Origin of the sequence: Dyadobacter fermentans DSM 18053 (assembly GCF_000023125.1) — a bacterium.
In the GTDB taxonomy this organism is placed as follows: domain Bacteria; phylum Bacteroidota; class Bacteroidia; order Cytophagales; family Spirosomataceae; genus Dyadobacter; species Dyadobacter fermentans.
The window spans coordinates 4,252,664-4,269,344 of the sequence record NC_013037.1; the positions used below are offsets into that span (position 1 = coordinate 4,252,664).

The following is a 16,681-nucleotide window of genomic DNA, read 5'->3' on the forward strand; positions in this document are numbered from 1 at the left end:
ATTCTAAACTCTGATATTAAGCGTGCTCTTTTTCAGCCTTTTCAGCTTTCGCAGCTGCATCCTTGTTACGGACTTTGGTGAGGTAAGAGATCTGCGGACGAACGTTGATCTCTTCCAGCATGTGGAATGCACGTCCTTCTCTCTCCACTTCAAGCAATTTCGAGATGCGGCTTTCCGGATCGTTCATGTCGCCGAATGTGATCGCGTCTGTTGGGCAGGACGATGCACAAGCTACATTCACTTCACCGTCAACGATGCGTCTTCTTTCTTTCTTCGCAGTCAGCTTAGCCTCCTGGATTCTGTGAACGCACATTGAGCATTTCTCGATAACCCCTCTTGAACGTACTGTTACATCCGGGTTAATGACCATTTTACCGAGGTCATTGTTGAAGTTGTAATCGTAGTTGTCGTTATCAAAATATTTGAACCAGTTGAAGCGACGTACTTTGTATGGGCAGTTATTTGCACAATATCTCGTACCTACACAACGGTTGTAAGTCATTTGGTTCAAGCCCTCAGAGCTGTGGGTGGTTGCCAATACCGGACATACCGTTTCGCAAGGGGCATTGTTACAATGCTGGCAAAGCATTGGCTGGAACGTAACTTCCGGATTCTCAGAAGCAATTTCCAATCCGCGAAGATCTTCCACATCCGCGTCGCTGCTGTAATAGCGGTCGATACGCAGCCAGTGCATTTCGCGTGCATTGATGATTTCCTGACGACCTACAACAGGGATGTTGTTTTCGTTCTGGCAGCTGATCACGCAAGATCCGCAACCGAAGCAGGTGTTCAGGTCGATCACCATACCCCACGAGTGGTTCTTGTATTTGTGACCATTCCACAATGACAGGTCTGTTGCGTCAACCTCGCCATCCGAAGTCTGGATTTTCGGAACAAAACGTCCGGCCATCGGATCTTTCTGGAAGTGAGCGAGTACAGTTTCCTGCAAAACCGACTTACGGTTCATTACCGTGTTATGCGTCTGAGTCTGCGCGATTTCGCGGGTATCGCCTGTTTTCGACAGGGTTACTTCGCCTGGCGTGAAGTTCAGGAAGCCTTCGGTGAATGCAGCAAGCGGGAACACGTTTTTACCTACACCGTTTGCAGACTTACCAGCTTTTTCGCGGCCGTAACCAACGGCTACCGCCACAGTTCCTTGTGCCAAACCTGGCTGGATGATCACCGGCAGCTCTACCGATTTGCCTTTGATATCCAATTTCACTACATCACCCTGCGCAACGCCGAGTTCAGTAGCCGTTTTTTGCGAAAGACCTGCGTGGTTATCCCAGGTAGCTTTCGTGATCGGATCAGGGTTTTCCTGCAACCAAGGGTTGTTTGCAGCGAAACCGGTACCCATACCTACGTTCTCGAAGATCGCAAGTTCCAGGCCTGATGACGACGCCTTGTATTTTTTAGCAATGCCAGCCGCAGCAGCAGCGAGGTTTCCGGAGAATGCAGCACCTGCGCCGGTAGCGGTAGAAGCCACATCGAATACGCCGTCGTGCAACGATTTAATCCAGAATTTCTCGAAGTCACCACCTCCGGCTTGCGGGAAGATGTTCTTTCTCCAGTACGCTTTTACATATTCATGGTAGTCAGCCGAAGCGCCTGCCCATTTCAAAAGCGATGATTGTGCCTGGCGTGTGCTGAAAATCAGGCTGATCGCCGGCTGGATTAAGCTGTATGATCCTGCAACAGGCTCTGCATCACCCCATGATTCGAGGTAGTGCGGTGCAGGAAGGATGTATTTCAAAAGAGATGATGTTTCATCAGCGCGATCGTTGAATGATACGCTCAATGAAACCTGTGGCAATGCAGCCGCCAGTTCAGCACCGCGTGGGTGATCATAAACCGGATTGGCACCCCACAAAATCAATGCAGATACTTTACCGCCTTTAACTTCGTCGATCAGTTGGTTGGTAGCAATGTCGTTACCCTGACGGTAGTTGGCAGGCTTATCCAGGTTGATCGTAGTTCCGTAGCTTCCCAGCAGGCTGTTCAGCGCGTTCACTATTACTTGTACCGAAGGATCGTTGATACCCGATACAACCAATGCCTGTCCTTTTGCAGCCACGAGGTCCGCAGCAGCTTTGTCCAGGTTATCGATGTTCAATGCAGGTGTTGCAACAGGAGCTCCGCCCAATTTCGCCGCTACTTTATTATATAGTGCAGCTACAACCAGGCCGATTTGCGAAGGTTTTACCGCAGTACGGTAATCCGAATTGGCACCGGTCAGTGAAAGGGTAGATTCGAATTGGTACAAACGGGACATTTCCTTGTTACCTTCTTTCTCGCTGCTCACGCGACGTGTGTCGGCAAATTGCTTCGAGAATGTATCCGGTGCAAGCCATGTTCCGAGGAAATCACCGTCGATGCCTACTACTACTTTCGCTTTGCTGAAATCGTAGGAAGGGATAACGGCTTTGCCGAATGACAACTCGTTACCTTTTACTAACGCATAGGAAGAGTTGGCATCGTAAACCACGTGGGTAGTGGTTGGATATTTTGCAGTGAAGTCTGCAATAACCGCCTTGGTAGACGGGCTTAGAATCGTAGAAGAAAGGATGCGGATCGCGCCGCCTTTTGCTGCGATAGCTCCAAGTTGATCGGCGATCTCCTTGTCAACAGCCTCCCAGCTTACTTTGGTATCTTCTCCTTTTTTAGGACCTTTCAGTTTCTCATTGTCATACAAGCCGAGCAATGAAGCGTGTGCGCGCGAGCTTACACCGTAGGAAACTTTGGAAAGGGAATTGCTTTCTATTTTAATCGGCCGGCCCTCGCGGGTTTTGACCAGAATACTTGCGTAGTCTCCACCTTCTGCGTAAGTGGATGCATACCAGTTAGATATAGTAGGGAATTCGCCTTCCGGCTTATTTACGTAAGGGATGGCTTTTTTCACCGGCGCTTCGCAAGCTGCGAGAGATACGGCTGCCATTCCAAAGCCCAGTACTTTAAGGAAATCACGACGATGGGTTCCTACGCCATCCACCAGGCTTTCATACTGACTTTCGGTCGGAGCACTTGGGAACTCAGAACTTGCATCTTTGACAAACTTTTCGTCATTCCTCAGCTCTTCAAGTCCCCGCCAGTATCTTTTATTAGTATTTTCCATAAAACTATTCAATACAATGAGTTGTATCCGGTATTAATTTCTTGATTAGTAGTGGCACTTAGAACATTCCAGACCACCAATATCCGCTACTTTCAAAGCCTCTTTGCTTTCGGAAGCGTGCAACTGTACCAGCTTATCGTAGTACTGATTGTCTTTAGTATTTACCTCAGTTTTACGGTGACAATCAATACACCATCCCATCGTCAGTGACGAACGTTGCTGTATTACTTCCATTTTCTCCACCTCGCCGTGGCAGTTCTGGCATTCCAGGCCACCCACATTTACGTGCTGTGCGTGGTTGAAGTAAGCCAGGTCAGGCAGGTTGTGAACGCGCACCCATTCGATAGGCTGGTTGTTCTCGATAGAAGTATAAATCTTTTGAATTTCAGGAGATTCCTTTTTGATAACACCGTGGCAGTTCATACAGATGTTAGCAGAAGGGATGTGCGCCGACTTACCGCGGTTAACGCCGGTGTGGCAGTAATTACAGTCGATTTTATATTCGCCTGCGTGCAATTTGTGAGAGAATGAAATAGGCTGTTTTGGAGCGTATCCTTGCTGAACGCCTACATTAAACGCTCCGTCCAAAGTGGACTTCAAAACAAGGAGAACAAAGATCCAGAGCGTCGCGGAGCGGATGGCAGGATCAACGGCGATTCTTTTCAGCAAACCTCCGAAACCTTCACCGGCAGCAGCCTCCGTTTCAGCGACTCCGCCTTTAACGGCTTTCGACAGGAGAGATACGATTACCAGCAACACGCCGAGCACCAGTACCATTACTACTACCAATGCAACCAGCACAATCACAAACAGATCGGAAGGAGCACCGCCTTTGGCATCAGCCGCAGCAGCACCGCCGGCAGGAGCAGCACCACCCGCAGCAGCGGCAGGAGCAGCAGACGCCTGGTCTACATAAGCGAAGATCGCCTTGATGTCGTCATCCGAAAGGTTCGGAAAGCTCGTCATTTGAGCTTTCGAATATTCGTTGTAAATTTTTACCGCATAAGGATCACCCGATGCGACCATTGCCTGAGAGTTACGTACCCATTTTGCAAGCCAGGCGAAATCGTGACGGGAGCTAACCCCTTTCAAACCAGGACCTACCACGCGCTCTTCGGTAGGGGCGTGGCACTGGGCGCAGTTGTTTTTGAAGATCGATTCACCTTTTGCAGCATCGCCACCACCGGCAGGTGCCGCAGCAGCTCCGGCGGCCGCCGTGCTATCCTGCGCAGATACGAGTGTAGGTACGCTTAATAAGATAGCTAAGAGGATAGCTACAAAGGATTTTGAGTAATTAAAGAAGGAACAAAACTTAGCGTCCATTCGGAATGGTATATTCATAATCAACTATTCATTATTCTTCAACAGACAAAACTAGCTCACGATTCTTTATCCACAAAAGTATTTAAGGGATATTTTACCCCACCATCTTATTTATAATTTGTCTAATTTGCTTGACAAATTTCATACCAGTTACAAATTTCATAACACTTGATTTTCAGGCAACTAGCAAAAAAAATACCATTTGGAGCTCGTCTTAAAAGCTTGTTCCAAATGGTATTTTTCAGGCATTTTATTGTGCCGAAATCCTGGGGAAAAAGGCCACAATTCAAGGGGAGGTTCCGAGCGGATTCGAACCGCTGTACGAGGTTTTGCAGACCTCTGCCTAGCCACTCGGCCACGGAACCATTTTTAAAAATCAGCTGCCTGCACGAGGCTGGCAGCTGATTCCGGGTGCAAAAGTATTAAAAAATTCTTCCGCACCATATTTTATTTTACTTTTTTCCTTTCTTCTCGCTCTCTTCGAACTGCTCTTTCAAAGCAGACAGAACGCTAAGGTCTCCGAAAGTTGATTTCTCAACTTCTTTGTTCACTGATTCAGCAGCAGGAGCTTTGGCAGCTTTTGCTTCTTTTCTTTCCTCAGCAGGAACACCTTTAACTTTAGAGTGAGTCAGAACGATCTTCTTCTCGTCTTTCAGGAATTCAAGAACAGTGAAGTCAAGGCTTTCACCTACCTCAGCAAATGTTCCGTCTTCTTTCGCCAGGTTTTTGATCGAAGCAACACCTTCGATTCCGTAAGGAAGTTCGAGTGTGGCAAACTTGTCACCTTTCGCAACGATAGTCGATTTGTGAACTGAACCTACTTCGAAAATGCTTTCGAAAGTATCCCATGGGTTTTCTTCAAGCTGCTTGTGGCCCAAAGCAAGACGACGGTTGTCCGCGTCCAGTTCGAGTACAACTACTTCCAGCTCGTCGTTTACTTTCACGAAGTCGGAAGGATGCTTGATTTTCTTAGTCCATGAAAGGTCAGAAACGTGTACCAGACCGTCGATACCTTCTTCAAGCTCGATGAAGAGACCGAAGTTGGTCAGGTTACGAACAACACCTTTGTGACGGGTACCGATCGCATATTTCTCTTTCAATGAACCTTGAGTCCAAGGATCTTCGGTAAGCTGCTTAATGCCGAGGGACATTTTGCGCTCCTGACGGTCAAGCGTCAATACAACCGCACTGATCTCGTCGTTCACGTTCATGAACTCCTGTGGATTGCGCAGGTGCTGAGACCATGACATTTCAGAAACGTGGATCAGACCTTCAACACCTGGTTTGATTTCCAAGAAAGCGCCGTAGTCAGCAACGTTCACGATGCGACCTGTAACTTTCGATCCAACCTGGATTGACTCGTCCAGAGAATCCCATGGGTGTGACTGAAGTTGTTTCAGACCCAAAGAAATGCGTTTTTTCTCTTCGTCGAAGTCGAGCACAACCACGTTCAGTTTCTGATCCAGTGAAAGGAGGTCAGATGGGTGGTTGATACGGCCCCAAGAGATATCAGTAATGTGCAACAGACCATCCACACCACCCAAGTCGATGAACACACCGAAGTTGGTCATGTTTTTGATCACGCCTTCCAGTACCTGACCTTTTTCAAGGTTGTTCAGGATCTGCTGACGTTGTGCTTCAAGATCTTTTTCGATCAGGATTTTGTGAGATACTACTACGTTATCGTTCGCGTAGTTGATTTTCACAACTTTTACTTCCATGCGCTTTCCAACGAAAACGTCGAAATCGCGGATAGGCTTCACATCGATCTGTGAACCTGGCAAGAATGCTTCAATGCCGAAAATATCAACGATCAAACCACCTTTGGTTCTTCTCTTCACATTTGCATCGATCACAACATCCTCGTCGAATGATTTCTGGATATTATCCCATGCAGTGATAACTTTCGCTTTTTTGCGTGAAAGTACCAGCTGACCTTGTGCGTCTTCCTGGTTCTCTACATAAACTTCCACTTCGTCGCCGATTTTCAAACCTGGCAGGTCGCGGAATTCATTGGATGAAACGATACCATCAGATTTGAAACCGATGTTCAGGATCACCTCGCGGTCTGTAATACCTACTACAACACCTTTAACCACTTCTTTTTCCGAAACCGGAGAAAGGGTAGTTTCATACATTTGTTCCAGACGGGTACGGTCGGCAGATGAATAAGCGGTTCCGAAACCTTTGTCTGATGCTTTGTCCCAATCGAATTCGGGAAGCGGTTGATTTTGTTTTTCCTTAGACATAAATAGGAATAATGGCCCTTGAATACATCAGCCGACGGGCTAACCGGCTGAAAATTAGTTCAACAAGTATTTTTGAAAAATCAGGACGCAAAATTACGCAATCGAAAGCAATATCCGAACAGTTGGGCGATTTAATTTAACGATCTGAGGTTGAGCGGCGGCGTGAGTGTAGAATGGCCGAGTGTGGTCAGGAAATTGTCAGGTGTAGACAAGTGTTCGGGGCAGTCGAATATGATTGCGGAAAAGTATTATCGGAGGAGAAATTATCTTGACCTGACTGATCAACAGAATTTAACAATCAATGACTAGCACTGACTATTTCTGACGGCATGACAGTACTTAACAACCTCCTGACTATTCTTGACAACAAATGACATTACGCAAACCGGCACTATACCGAACGGACGTTAACAGTGCCGTTCCTTCGACCCAAGATACGGCAGCCACTCATCGTCGGCCATGCCCGAAAAATCCCGGATGAACATTAAAAAAGAAGGCCGGAACGGTCGCTGCTTTAACGGCATGTCAACCTCTTCCGGCGTATGGTCTCCTTTGCGGGAGTTGCATCTTTTACAGGCGGTGGCCAAATTGTCCCAGGTGGTCTTTCCTCCCCTACTTTTTGGCATCACATGGTCCAGCGTCAGATTATCGTGGGTTCCGCAGTACTGGCACCTGTTGCCGTCCCGCTTGAAGAGGTTTTGCCTGGTCATGACTACGCCCCTGTATGGTATATGTATGTAGCGATGCAGGCGTATCACGACGGGCATGGGAAACCTGTCGTTGACAGTCCTGAGATGCTCCTGCTGAGACTCTGCGAGCATTTCCGCTTTTTTCATATAAACCAGCAGAAACGCTTTCGGAACTGTGCAAACACTTAGTGCGCTATAATCTTGATTCAGAACCAGTACTTTACCCATGAGCCCTGTAATAGTTAATTCACACAATATAAGAATATTTCGCCAGAAAAAACGCTCCGGCTTTTTCAAATATTGTTGGAACAAATGCACAGAAAGTCCCGAGGATCACCGGATTAGCACATTTTATATGCCAAACCTACCGCTTGCTCAGTAGCCTGCCCGATCGTTCTCGCGCTTCACGTCGCGCTCCTTGATGCTGTCGCGCTTGTCGTAAAGCTTTTTACCTTTTGCCAATGCAATGTGCAGCTTGGCCAGGCCGCGCTCGCTGGTAAACAACCGGACAGGTATAATCGTAAGGCCTACATCCTTCAAACCTTCGATCAGTTTCTTACGTTCACGTTTGGTAATGAGCAACTTGCGGTCGCGCATCGGCTCGTGGTTGTAATGCGTGCCTTCCGTATAAGGCGAGATGTGCAGGCTGCGGATGAAGAGCTCGCCATCCATAAACAGGCAGTAAGCATCCTGGAAATTGACCTTACCCTGCCGGATCGACTTGATTTCAGTGCCTGTAAGCACCATACCGGTCGTGAACTCTTCCAGGAAGAAGTATTCGAATGAGGCCCGTCTGTTCTTTATATCTACTTTTTTAACTATTTTTTCCGACATATGGATTCCCAAAATTTTACAAAGGGGCTCAAAATTAAGTTTTTGTTAAAACTATACCAATGAAACGTATTAGCCATTTCCTGACACTTGCATTACTCACAAGCACAATCGCCGCAAATGCCTACACACCGCCATCCGAAGAAACGGATGCCCGGCAGGACGCCCGGCAAGTCGTCGACAAGCTCTTCGACGGCATGCGTAATGGCGATTCCACCGCCGTGCGCAGCGTATTTACGAAGCAATGCACATTAACTTCCATTTCCAAAAACGTGGCCGATTCCACGGTTACGCAAAAAAGCACGGTCGATGGGTTCGTGAAAGCCGTCGGCACGCCGCATAAGGACAAATGGGATGAACGCATTTACGACGTCAAGGTTTCCATCGACGGGCCGATGGCCGTCGTTTGGGCGCCGTATAAGTTTTACCTCGGCGAAAAGTTCTCGCATTGCGGCGTCAATGTATTCAACCTCATCAAAACCGGAGCAGGCTGGAAGATCAACGACATTACCGACACGCGTCGGAAAGAGGCCTGTCCATGAGCCGTGCATTCCGCATTTTAATACAAAACATATAAACCTAAATGCAAAGCGGCCCGCCAGATAACCTGACGGGCCGCTTTGCTAAATGCTATTGCCTATTTAAGCATATTCAGCAGGCTTGTCAATTTATCTTTCAAATCCTTGCGATCGACGATGAAATCCAGAAAGCCGTGTTCGAGTACGAATTCTGCACTCTGGAAGCCTTTCGGCAGGTCCTTACCAATCGTTTCCCGGATCACGCGCGGCCCGGCGAAACCGATCAAAGCTTCAGGCTCCGAAATGTTAAAGTCGCCCAGCATGGCGTAAGATGCTGTAACACCGCCTGTTGTAGGGTCGGTTAGCAGTGAAATATAGGGTACTTTGGCCTCGGATAATTGCGCCAGGCGTGCCGAGGTCTTAGCCATCTGCATCAGCGAAAACCCTGCTTCCATCATCCGCGCTCCTCCCGACTTCGAAATCATCAGGAAAGGAATCTTCTTTTCGAGCGAATAGGAAATCGCGCGGGCAATTTTTTCTCCCACCACAGAACCCATCGATCCGCCGATGAAACTGAAATCCATACAGGCGATCACGAGGTCCAGGCCGTTCATTTTACCATGGCCGGTGCGTACCGCATCTTTCAAGCCGGTTTTCTTCATCGTCGACTTAATCCGGTCGGGATAAGCCTTCGTGTCTACAAAACCGAGCGGGTCGCCGGAAACGAGGTTCTCGTCGAGCTCGATGAACTCGTTGTCGTCGAAAAGCAGGTTGAAATACACATCCGAGCCCACTTTTTCGTGGTAATTACAATGCGGACAGGTGAAAGCATTCTGCTTATGTTCCCTGGTAGGAGTGATTTTTTTGCAATTGGGACATTGATACCACAAACCGTCCGGCGCTTCGCGCTTCATTTCAGTCGGTGTATTGATACCTTTTTCTTTGCGAATAAACCAGGACATGTTTGTATGCGGGTTGATTTATGTATAATTATCTGATTATCAGATGATTATTGAGATTTCATGATGAATAACGGGCTCAAATATAAGAATAATTGTTGTGTATCCTGAAAACTGCCTGGTAACGTGTCGGTTTGACGGTTAGTTTTGCCCCTCAATACAGCCGCATTAGAACAATTTTATCCATTATTTGTTTCTAATGACAACTAACATCAAGCCGTCCAGGCCGATGAGCCGGACCCATATGGTTTTCAAATGACACCATCAACCTCGCCCATAGTAATTATTGTCGGCACCAACCGGCCCAATTCGATGTCCCGGAAAATTGCCGATTATTACCAGGGCATTCTCCGGCAGCTCGGCTCGGAGAGCATTATTCTGGATCTGGTAAACCTCCCTGACGATTTCACGGTTTCCGCATTATATGCCAATACCGGCAAGAACGAGGCATTCAACAACCTGAAATCGCTGCTGGAACAAACCGATAAATTCGTTTTCATCGTACCTGAATACAACGGCTCCTATCCCGGCGTGCTCAAAGCGTTCATCGACGGCCTGCCTTATCCCAACAGTTTTTCCAACAAAAAAGCCGCATTGGTAGGGCTATCGTCCAACATGCAGGGCGCTACGATCGCATTGAGCCATTTGAACGACGTTTTCAGCTACCTGGGCATGAACACGCTCGCCATGCGCGTGAAGCTCGGCCAGATCCGTGCCCATTACAGTGATAATGTGATTTCCAATGCATTATATAAAGAACTGCTGGAAATTCAAGCCGGCCAGATCATTCACTTTTAAGCATTAAAAAAGGGAGCCGAAGCTCCCTTTTTTGTGGTCATTTCAACCAATGCTGTTCCATTTCCTGCGCCGGAATGGCTGGCCGCTTCCAGAGCTCTACCCGGCTTCTGCGGAAGGCGGGACCTTCGAGATCGGCAAACTTCACAAGACCATCCTTGAACGAGTTGATCATCAGTTCCATTTTCAATGCGTCCTCGTTCGTCCACTCGTCCTGCGGTTCCAGTTCCGTGAGCGAAATATTGATCGGGTCGAAACCGCGGGTTACGGGTTCGTTTTCGAGTACAATGTCGATTGAGCCCGTCGGGGTATTTTCTTCGAGTTCGCCGGTGAGCACCAGTTCCTCCTCTTCCACCGCCACTGGCTCGGGGATTTCTACCACCGGCTCAGGCACCGCAACCGGATGTACTTCTTGCTTGCCTTTCAAACCTTTGAGCTGAATGCCGGGGATCGGCGACTCGATGCTGTCAAAACCCGCAGCTACGATGGTAACGCGCAGTTTGTCGTCCAGTGAATCGTCGGTGATCGTACCGAGCTTGAACATCCTCGCTTCGCCGCCAACCTGTGAAAGCACATATTGCCAGATCTCACGCTGCTCTTTCATCGTGGCTTCCTTCTTCTTGCTGGTTGCCAATGTCACGAGAATGCGCTTTGCGCCGCGGATATCGCGGTCGTTGAGCAGCGGCGAGTCGAGTGCTTCCTTGATCGCCTTCTGCGCACGTTCCGCGCCAGTAGATTCCGACGTTCCCATTACCGATTGGCCGGCACTTTTCAACACTTTCTCCACATCCTTAAAGTCAGTATTGATATTACCGTTTGTGGTAATGATCTCGGAAATACTTTTCACTGCATTAAGGAGAATGCCGTCGGCCTCAGCGAATGCCTGCGTCAGGGTCATATCCTCGTACAGCTCTTCCAGCTTGTCGTTCAAAACCACGAGAACGGTGTCGCTGTATTCTTTGAGCTGCTCAATGCCTTCGAGCGCCTGCTCCTTCTTGTCCAATCCCTCCCAGGTGTACGGCGCTGTTACCACGGCCACGGTCAGCTTGCCCATTTCCTTGGCCAGCTGCGCAATCACCGGCGCGGCTCCCGTACCTGTTCCACCACCCATACCTGCGGTGATAAATACCATTTGTGTTGACCCGCCCAAAAGACCTTTGATTTCCTCAATGGTTTCCAGCGCAGCCTCTTTTCCTTTCGTCGCATCAGTACCGGCCCCTAGTCCCTGCGTCAAAGTTGCACCCAGCTGGATCTTCACCGGAACCGGACTGTTAGCCAAAGCCTGTCTGTCCGTGTTACAAACCGCGAATTCTACATCTTTGATTTTCTTCTGAAACATGTAGTTCACCGCATTGCTACCGCCTCCCCCGACGCCGATCACCTTGATGATAGCCGGGTCACCGCTGCCCTCTCCATTGGGTTGGTCTTTGACGATTTCGTTCACTATATAGTCCTGGTCTAATGCGTGCAACAAGCTTTTGTTCATATCCTTTCCGGGGTTGAGTATGTGATTTTGGCTGTTTAATAATCTCCAAGACTATCGTCTTTCTTTCCGATAATGCCGGTAAAGCTATCCCAAAACGTTCCATTGCGTTTCGGCGTTTCCTTCACTTCCTTGACGGGCTCTTTCTGAACCACACTGCCTGTATTGAATGCCGTAGCTGGTTTGCAAACCGATTTCACCCGCGGGTCCACCGATTTCAGCCCTGCCCAGGCCAGGCCTATCGCCGTGTTGAACGACGAGTTGCTCACCGCATCCGCCTTGGCGGTGCGTTCGAGGTTTTCGGGGTAGCCTACGCGTACGGACATGTCCGTGATTTTTTCGAACAATGCTTCAATATCCGGAATATTCGCCGAGCCGCCCGTGAGCACCAGCCCGCCGATAAGGCGATCTGCAAAGCCCGACTTGATGATCTCCGCATACACCATCGCCGCGATTTCTTTCAAACGCTCCTCGATGATCAGCGCTACGTTCTTTTTCAATACCGGCTTCGGCTGACGGCCTGCCAGGTAGTTGATCAGGATTTCGACATTTAAAGGCACGTCGGCAGAAACCGCTGCGCCGTATTCTTTTTTCAACTGCTCCGCATTCTCAAACTGGATGCCGCAGCCTACTTCGAGGTCGGCGGTAATGTGTCGGCCGCCGATCGGGAATGAGGCGATGTGGCGGATAATGCGGTCGTGGTAAATGATCACGTCGGTGGTATGGTCGCCAATGTCGACCATCGCGATTCCGGCTTTCATCTCATTGTCGGTAAGCACGGCAAGGCTGGTCGCCAGGGGCGCCAGCACGAGCTTGTCGCATTTCAATCCCTGATCGGCATCGGCGAGGCTCTTTTTGGTACGCAAAATGGACTGGCTGTTGCCCGAAACCACGAGGAAGTTACCTCCCAGCTTGATACCCGTGCGTCCTACCGGCTCGCGTACGCCTGTGGAATTATCCACTGTGAAATCCATCGGCAGCACATGCAGCACGTCGAAGTTCGGTTCGATCTTCGCACGGTACATATCGTCTACGAGCTGGTCCACGTCCCGCTGGGTCACTTCTTCGCCCGAAGACGCCGAAGGACGGATCACGCCGTCGCTTTGCGAGCTTACTTTCACATGCGTGCCGCTGAAACTAACATTCACGATCCCGATGTCGAGATCGGACCGTGAGCCTGCTTCCGCCAATGCTTCCTTAATGGCGCTGCCAACCTGCTTGATGTTCTCAACAGAGCCATTTACTACTGCTCCTGCCGGCACAGGGACTTCGCTGAAGCCCAGAATCTCGATATTGTTCCGACGGTTCGCCGATCCCTGCGCAGCAACCACGGTTATTTTAGTACTTCCAATATCTACCCCAACTACAATCTTATCGTGTGCCATGCTATGGTGAATTATTATTCACAAACTATTTGATCTTGAAACTTAACACTTATTCTTTTATACCGACTCCAATCGCTGCTCAGCACCTTATCGTAAAAGATACGGAGCTTCTTGAATTTGGATTCGAAATCCTCCGCCATGCCCAGCTCAACCCGCTGGTCGCCGAGCAATGTCATCAGGTCTATCTCACCATCCTTATCTACATTTAGTTGCGTCACCTGCGCTTTCCAGAACGGGTCGGTGTTCAGAAAACGCAATAACTCCAAAACCTGAGCGCCCTTTTCGGACCTCAGCTTTTGAGGGTTGTTGAAATACGCCCCTGAAACCAGTAACGTTCTTGCTGAATAACTTTCTGATAGAGGAAAAAAAACGCCCTCGTGGTTGATATAGTATCCCGAGGTGTTCCGCATTTCCCCATTTTCCGAAGTGTTAATCCAGCGCGCGAGTGGTTTCTCCTGCTCTACTTCGACTACTATATTGCCTTTGAGGTCACGAAAAACCTGGCATTTCTTGATCAGTTTGTTGCGCCTGACGCGGTTTTCCAGATCGTGCAGGGCTACATCATTGAGCCTTGCGCCAATCAGCGGGTCGCCTCCGTTTTCGGTCAGCAGCATTTGTACATCCATTTGGTTCAGGAATCGTGTACCCGAATCACCCTGAATCGATACTACGAGATTTGTACAGCGCTGCTGTCCCAGCTTGCTTTCTGCCATGCCGATGCCGGCAATCGGCAAAATGAGCCACAAACTACGTTTCAACAAAAGCCATGAATAGTCAAATTTACGTAACATCTCAGTAATATTAAAAATGCTTTGACTAATTATTCGCAACCGTCTTTTGCAGCAAATCGCGAATCGGGCCCACCAAAGTGTCGATGTCGCCGGCACCGATTGTGACTACAATATCCGTATTTAATTCTTTTAAAAGTTGTAAAACTTGTTCTTTTGCAACCAGTTGTTTATCCGCGACCGTCACTTTGTCCAGGATCATCTGCGAATCCACCCCCCCGATCGGCAGCTCGCGCGCAGGGTAAATATCGAGCACTAAAAGACGGTCGGCAAGCGATAAACTTTCTGCAAAACCATCTGCAAAGTCGCGCGTGCGGGTAAAAAGGTGCGGCTGGAAGATCGCCGTCACATGCCGGCCCGGGTACAAGCCTTTCACCGACGATAAAAATGCCTCTATTTCCGTCGGATGGTGCGCGTAATCGTCGATATACACATTGCCTTTCTCCTCCAACTGGTATTCGAAACGGCGCTTCACGCCTCCGTAGCTTTCCAGCGCCTCCCTGATCTTCGTCGGCTGCACACCGATGTACAATGCCACCGCACTCGCCGCAATGGAGTTTTCGATATTATGATAACCCGGTATTTTCATCGCAATGCCTCCGATCACGCCACCCGGATACACCAGGTCGAACACGAAACGGGCGTTTTCAATGCGGATATTTTCGGAATGGTAAAGGCCGCTGTTCAGTGAGTAGGTGAATACTTTTGCCTTGCAGCTGTCCGCTATTTCCAGGCCGTCGCGGAGGAACAATGCGCCGTTCCCGTCAATTTGCCCCACATAATCGCGGAAGGATTCGAGCACGGCTTCGTGTTTTCCGTAAATGTCGAGGTGGTCGGCGTCGGTGGAGGTTACGATTGCTATTTCGGGGAATAATGTCAGAAATGAGCGGTCGAACTCGTCGGCTTCTACCACGCAAAAGACCTCTTCCAGCTTGTCCGTCGGTTCGTTCAACAGCAGGTTGGTGCCGTAATTTTGCGTAATACCTCCTAAAAACGCCGTGCTGTTCACATGGGCGTGGCGGAGGATGTGCGCTACGAGCGAAGAAGTGGTCGTTTTGCCATGCGTACCGGCGACGCCGATCGTCCGCAGGTTTTGGGTCAATATGCCGAGCACCTGCGAGCGTTTCAGGATCATGAAATTCTCGTCGCGGAAATAATGCATTTGCTTGTGCTGCACCGGCACGGCGGGCGTGTACACGACGAGCGTCTGTTGGGAATCGGCTTTAAAATCCGCGGGGATTGTGGAGATATCGTCTTCCAGCGTCACCGGAATGCCCTCTTCGATGAGCTTGCCCACGAGCGGGGTCATGGTTTTGTCATAACCGGCCACTTCAAACCCATTGGCTTTAAACCACCGGGCAAGCGCGCTCATTCCGATTCCGCCTATTCCTACAAAATAGATATATTTCCAGTTTGTCACTGAGGACGACATCATATGCAATTCTTTGGGTTACTGAATCAAATTTAAAACTTCGGTCGCAATGTCATCGGCTGCGCTCGGCCGGGCTAGCTTGTTGATGTTGGTCTGCAATTCGCGCTGGCGCGTCGGGTCGTCGAGGAGCATGAGTGCCTGGTCCACGAGCTTCTCGCGCGCTTCCGGGTCCTTCACGAGAATGGCCGCATTGCTGTCCACGAGGTTCATCGCATTCTTGGTCTGGTGATCTTCCGATGCATATGGAAATGGCACCAGAATCGCCGGTTTCGCTGCAAGGCAAAGTTCTGAAACCGACAATGCGCCCGCGCGAGAAACCACCACGTCGGCTACGGCATAAGCCAAATCCATGGTGTAGATAAAGTCGAATGCTTTCACCCTGTCGGTGCCCACCTTCTCGATGGCCGCTTTGGCCTTATCGATATCGTTTTTGCCTGTTTGCCACAGCACCTGGTACCCGGCTTCCACCAGCTTATGCAGGCCGTCGGTAATGCTCTCGTTAATCGAGCGCGCGCCAAGGCTGCCTCCCATCACGAACAGCGTTTTCAACCCCTCATTCAAACCAAAGTGTTCCAATGCCGCATTGCGCTTCAAATGCACGTAGGTGATATCGCTGCGCACGGGGTTGCCGAGCATTGTGATTTTCTCTTTTGGAAAAAATGCTTCCATTCCCGGATACGCAACACATATCCTGGCGGCTCTTTTGGCGAGAAATTTATTGGTAATGCCCGCGTAGGAGTTCTGCTCCTGGATCAGCGTGGGAATGCCGGCCATGGAGGCCATCATGAGCAAAGGCCCGCTGGCGAAACCGCCAACGCCCACCGCCACGTGAGGTTTGAAGTCGTTGATCACTTGTTTCGCCTTCATCAGGCTGCGGAACATTTTGAAAGGCAGCGTTAGGTTTTCCAGTGAAAGGCTTCGTTTGATACCCGCAATGGGCAGTCCCACGATCTGGTAGCCGGCGCGCGGCACCTTCTCCATTTCCATTTTGCCTAATGCACCCACAAACAATATTTCGGTGGCAGGCTCGCGGTGCTGCAATGCATTCGCGATCGCGATGGCCGGGTAAATGTGCCCGCCGGTGCCTCCCCCGCTTATAATTACTCTTTTTGCCATG

Annotated in this window: 13 protein-coding genes and 1 tRNA gene; 2 read left to right on the plus strand and 12 right to left on the minus strand. The window is 49.5% G+C overall.

Annotated elements, in window-relative coordinates:
• Positions 1 to 16: 16 nt before the first annotated feature.
• From DFER_RS17235 to smpB, 6 genes are all read right to left on the minus strand, one after another.
• On the minus strand, positions 17 to 3,112 hold the full coding sequence (locus tag DFER_RS17235) for a TAT-variant-translocated molybdopterin oxidoreductase (RefSeq protein WP_015812930.1): 3,096 nt from the start codon (positions 3,110 to 3,112) through the stop codon (positions 17 to 19).
• 45 nt (positions 3,113 to 3,157) lie between these two features.
• The gene (locus DFER_RS17240) at positions 3,158 to 4,435 is read right to left on the minus strand and encodes a c-type cytochrome (RefSeq protein ID WP_015812931.1); all 1,278 of its coding nucleotides are present in this window, start codon (positions 4,433 to 4,435) and stop codon (positions 3,158 to 3,160) included.
• A 294-nt stretch (positions 4,436 to 4,729) separates the two neighbouring features.
• Positions 4,730 to 4,800 (minus strand) — tRNA-Cys (locus DFER_RS17245).
• An 87-nt stretch (positions 4,801 to 4,887) separates the two neighbouring features.
• A complete protein-coding gene (rpsA, locus tag DFER_RS17250) occupies positions 4,888 to 6,684 on the minus strand; it encodes a 30S ribosomal protein S1 (protein ID WP_015812932.1) in 1,797 nt (598 codons plus the stop codon).
• A gap of 407 nt (positions 6,685 to 7,091) precedes the next feature.
• A complete protein-coding gene (locus tag DFER_RS17255) occupies positions 7,092 to 7,601 on the minus strand; it encodes an HNH endonuclease (protein ID WP_015812933.1) in 510 nt (169 codons plus the stop codon).
• Positions 7,602 to 7,748: 147 nt separating this feature from the next.
• Entirely contained in the window at positions 7,749 to 8,207 is a 459-nt protein-coding gene (smpB, locus tag DFER_RS17260) for an SsrA-binding protein SmpB (RefSeq protein WP_015812934.1), read from the minus strand.
• Positions 8,208 to 8,266: 59 nt separating this feature from the next.
• On the opposite strand from smpB, the gene DFER_RS17265 reads away from it, so the two are divergent.
• Positions 8,267 to 8,746: a nuclear transport factor 2 family protein gene (locus tag DFER_RS17265; RefSeq protein WP_015812935.1), complete on the plus strand. Its 480-nt coding sequence runs from the start codon at positions 8,267 to 8,269 to the stop codon at positions 8,744 to 8,746.
• 95 nt (positions 8,747 to 8,841) lie between these two features.
• Here DFER_RS17265 and accD read toward each other — a convergent pair whose 3' ends face one another.
• On the minus strand, positions 8,842 to 9,684 hold the full coding sequence (gene accD, locus DFER_RS17270; protein ID WP_015812936.1) for an acetyl-CoA carboxylase, carboxyltransferase subunit beta: 843 nt from the start codon (positions 9,682 to 9,684) through the stop codon (positions 8,842 to 8,844).
• Positions 9,685 to 9,993: 309 nt separating this feature from the next.
• Between accD and DFER_RS17275 the strand changes: the two genes are divergently transcribed.
• On the plus strand, positions 9,994 to 10,479 hold the full coding sequence (locus DFER_RS17275; protein WP_015812937.1) for an NADPH-dependent FMN reductase: 486 nt from the start codon (positions 9,994 to 9,996) through the stop codon (positions 10,477 to 10,479).
• Between the two features lie 37 nt (positions 10,480 to 10,516).
• Here the strand turns inward: DFER_RS17275 and ftsZ are convergent, their stop codons facing one another.
• From ftsZ to murG, 5 genes are all read right to left on the minus strand, one after another.
• Positions 10,517 to 11,962: a cell division protein FtsZ gene (gene ftsZ, locus DFER_RS17280; RefSeq protein ID WP_015812938.1), complete on the minus strand. Its 1,446-nt coding sequence runs from the start codon at positions 11,960 to 11,962 to the stop codon at positions 10,517 to 10,519.
• A 35-nt stretch (positions 11,963 to 11,997) separates the two neighbouring features.
• The gene (gene ftsA, locus DFER_RS17285) at positions 11,998 to 13,344 is read right to left on the minus strand and encodes a cell division protein FtsA (RefSeq protein ID WP_015812939.1); all 1,347 of its coding nucleotides are present in this window, start codon (positions 13,342 to 13,344) and stop codon (positions 11,998 to 12,000) included.
• Positions 13,345 to 13,358: 14 nt separating this feature from the next.
• The gene (locus tag DFER_RS17290; RefSeq protein ID WP_015812940.1) at positions 13,359 to 14,135 is read right to left on the minus strand and encodes a cell division protein FtsQ/DivIB; all 777 of its coding nucleotides are present in this window, start codon (positions 14,133 to 14,135) and stop codon (positions 13,359 to 13,361) included.
• Between the two features lie 25 nt (positions 14,136 to 14,160).
• Positions 14,161 to 15,504, minus strand: coding sequence for a UDP-N-acetylmuramate--L-alanine ligase (locus DFER_RS17295; protein ID WP_229206030.1), 1,344 nt, complete (start codon positions 15,502 to 15,504; stop codon positions 14,161 to 14,163).
• Positions 15,505 to 15,582: 78 nt separating this feature from the next.
• Positions 15,583 to 16,680 carry an undecaprenyldiphospho-muramoylpentapeptide beta-N-acetylglucosaminyltransferase gene (murG, locus tag DFER_RS17300; protein WP_015812942.1) on the minus strand — a complete coding sequence of 366 codons (1,098 nt, stop codon included), beginning with the start codon at positions 16,678 to 16,680 and terminating at the stop codon, positions 15,583 to 15,585.
• Between the last annotated feature and the right edge of the window lies 1 nt (position 16,681).

Excerpts from the sequence above, each read along its gene's own strand:
- murG (WP_015812942.1), bottom strand. The coding sequence starts at position 16,680 with ATGGCAAAAAGAGTAATTATAAGCGGGGGAGGCACCGGCGGGCACATT.
- DFER_RS17295 (WP_229206030.1), bottom strand. The coding sequence starts at position 15,504 with ATGAGCGCGCTTGCCCGGTGGTTTAAAGCCAATGGGTTTGAAGTGGCC.
- accD (WP_015812936.1), bottom strand. The coding sequence starts at position 9,684 with ATGTCCTGGTTTATTCGCAAAGAAAAAGGTATCAATACACCGACTGAA.
- DFER_RS17240 (WP_015812931.1), bottom strand. The coding sequence starts at position 4,435 with ATGGACGCTAAGTTTTGTTCCTTCTTTAATTACTCAAAATCCTTTGTA.
- DFER_RS17275 (WP_015812937.1), top strand. The coding sequence starts at position 9,994 with ATGTCCCGGAAAATTGCCGATTATTACCAGGGCATTCTCCGGCAGCTC.
- smpB (WP_015812934.1), bottom strand. The coding sequence starts at position 8,207 with ATGTCGGAAAAAATAGTTAAAAAAGTAGATATAAAGAACAGACGGGCC.
- DFER_RS17235 (WP_015812930.1), bottom strand. The coding sequence starts at position 3,112 with ATGGAAAATACTAATAAAAGATACTGGCGGGGACTTGAAGAGCTGAGG.
- ftsA (WP_015812939.1), bottom strand. The coding sequence starts at position 13,344 with ATGGCACACGATAAGATTGTAGTTGGGGTAGATATTGGAAGTACTAAA.
- DFER_RS17290 (WP_015812940.1), bottom strand. The coding sequence starts at position 14,135 with ATGTTACGTAAATTTGACTATTCATGGCTTTTGTTGAAACGTAGTTTG.
- DFER_RS17255 (WP_015812933.1), bottom strand. The coding sequence starts at position 7,601 with ATGGGTAAAGTACTGGTTCTGAATCAAGATTATAGCGCACTAAGTGTT.
- rpsA (WP_015812932.1), bottom strand. The coding sequence starts at position 6,684 with ATGTCTAAGGAAAAACAAAATCAACCGCTTCCCGAATTCGATTGGGAC.
- DFER_RS17265 (WP_015812935.1), top strand. The coding sequence starts at position 8,267 with ATGAAACGTATTAGCCATTTCCTGACACTTGCATTACTCACAAGCACA.
- ftsZ (WP_015812938.1), bottom strand. The coding sequence starts at position 11,962 with ATGAACAAAAGCTTGTTGCACGCATTAGACCAGGACTATATAGTGAAC.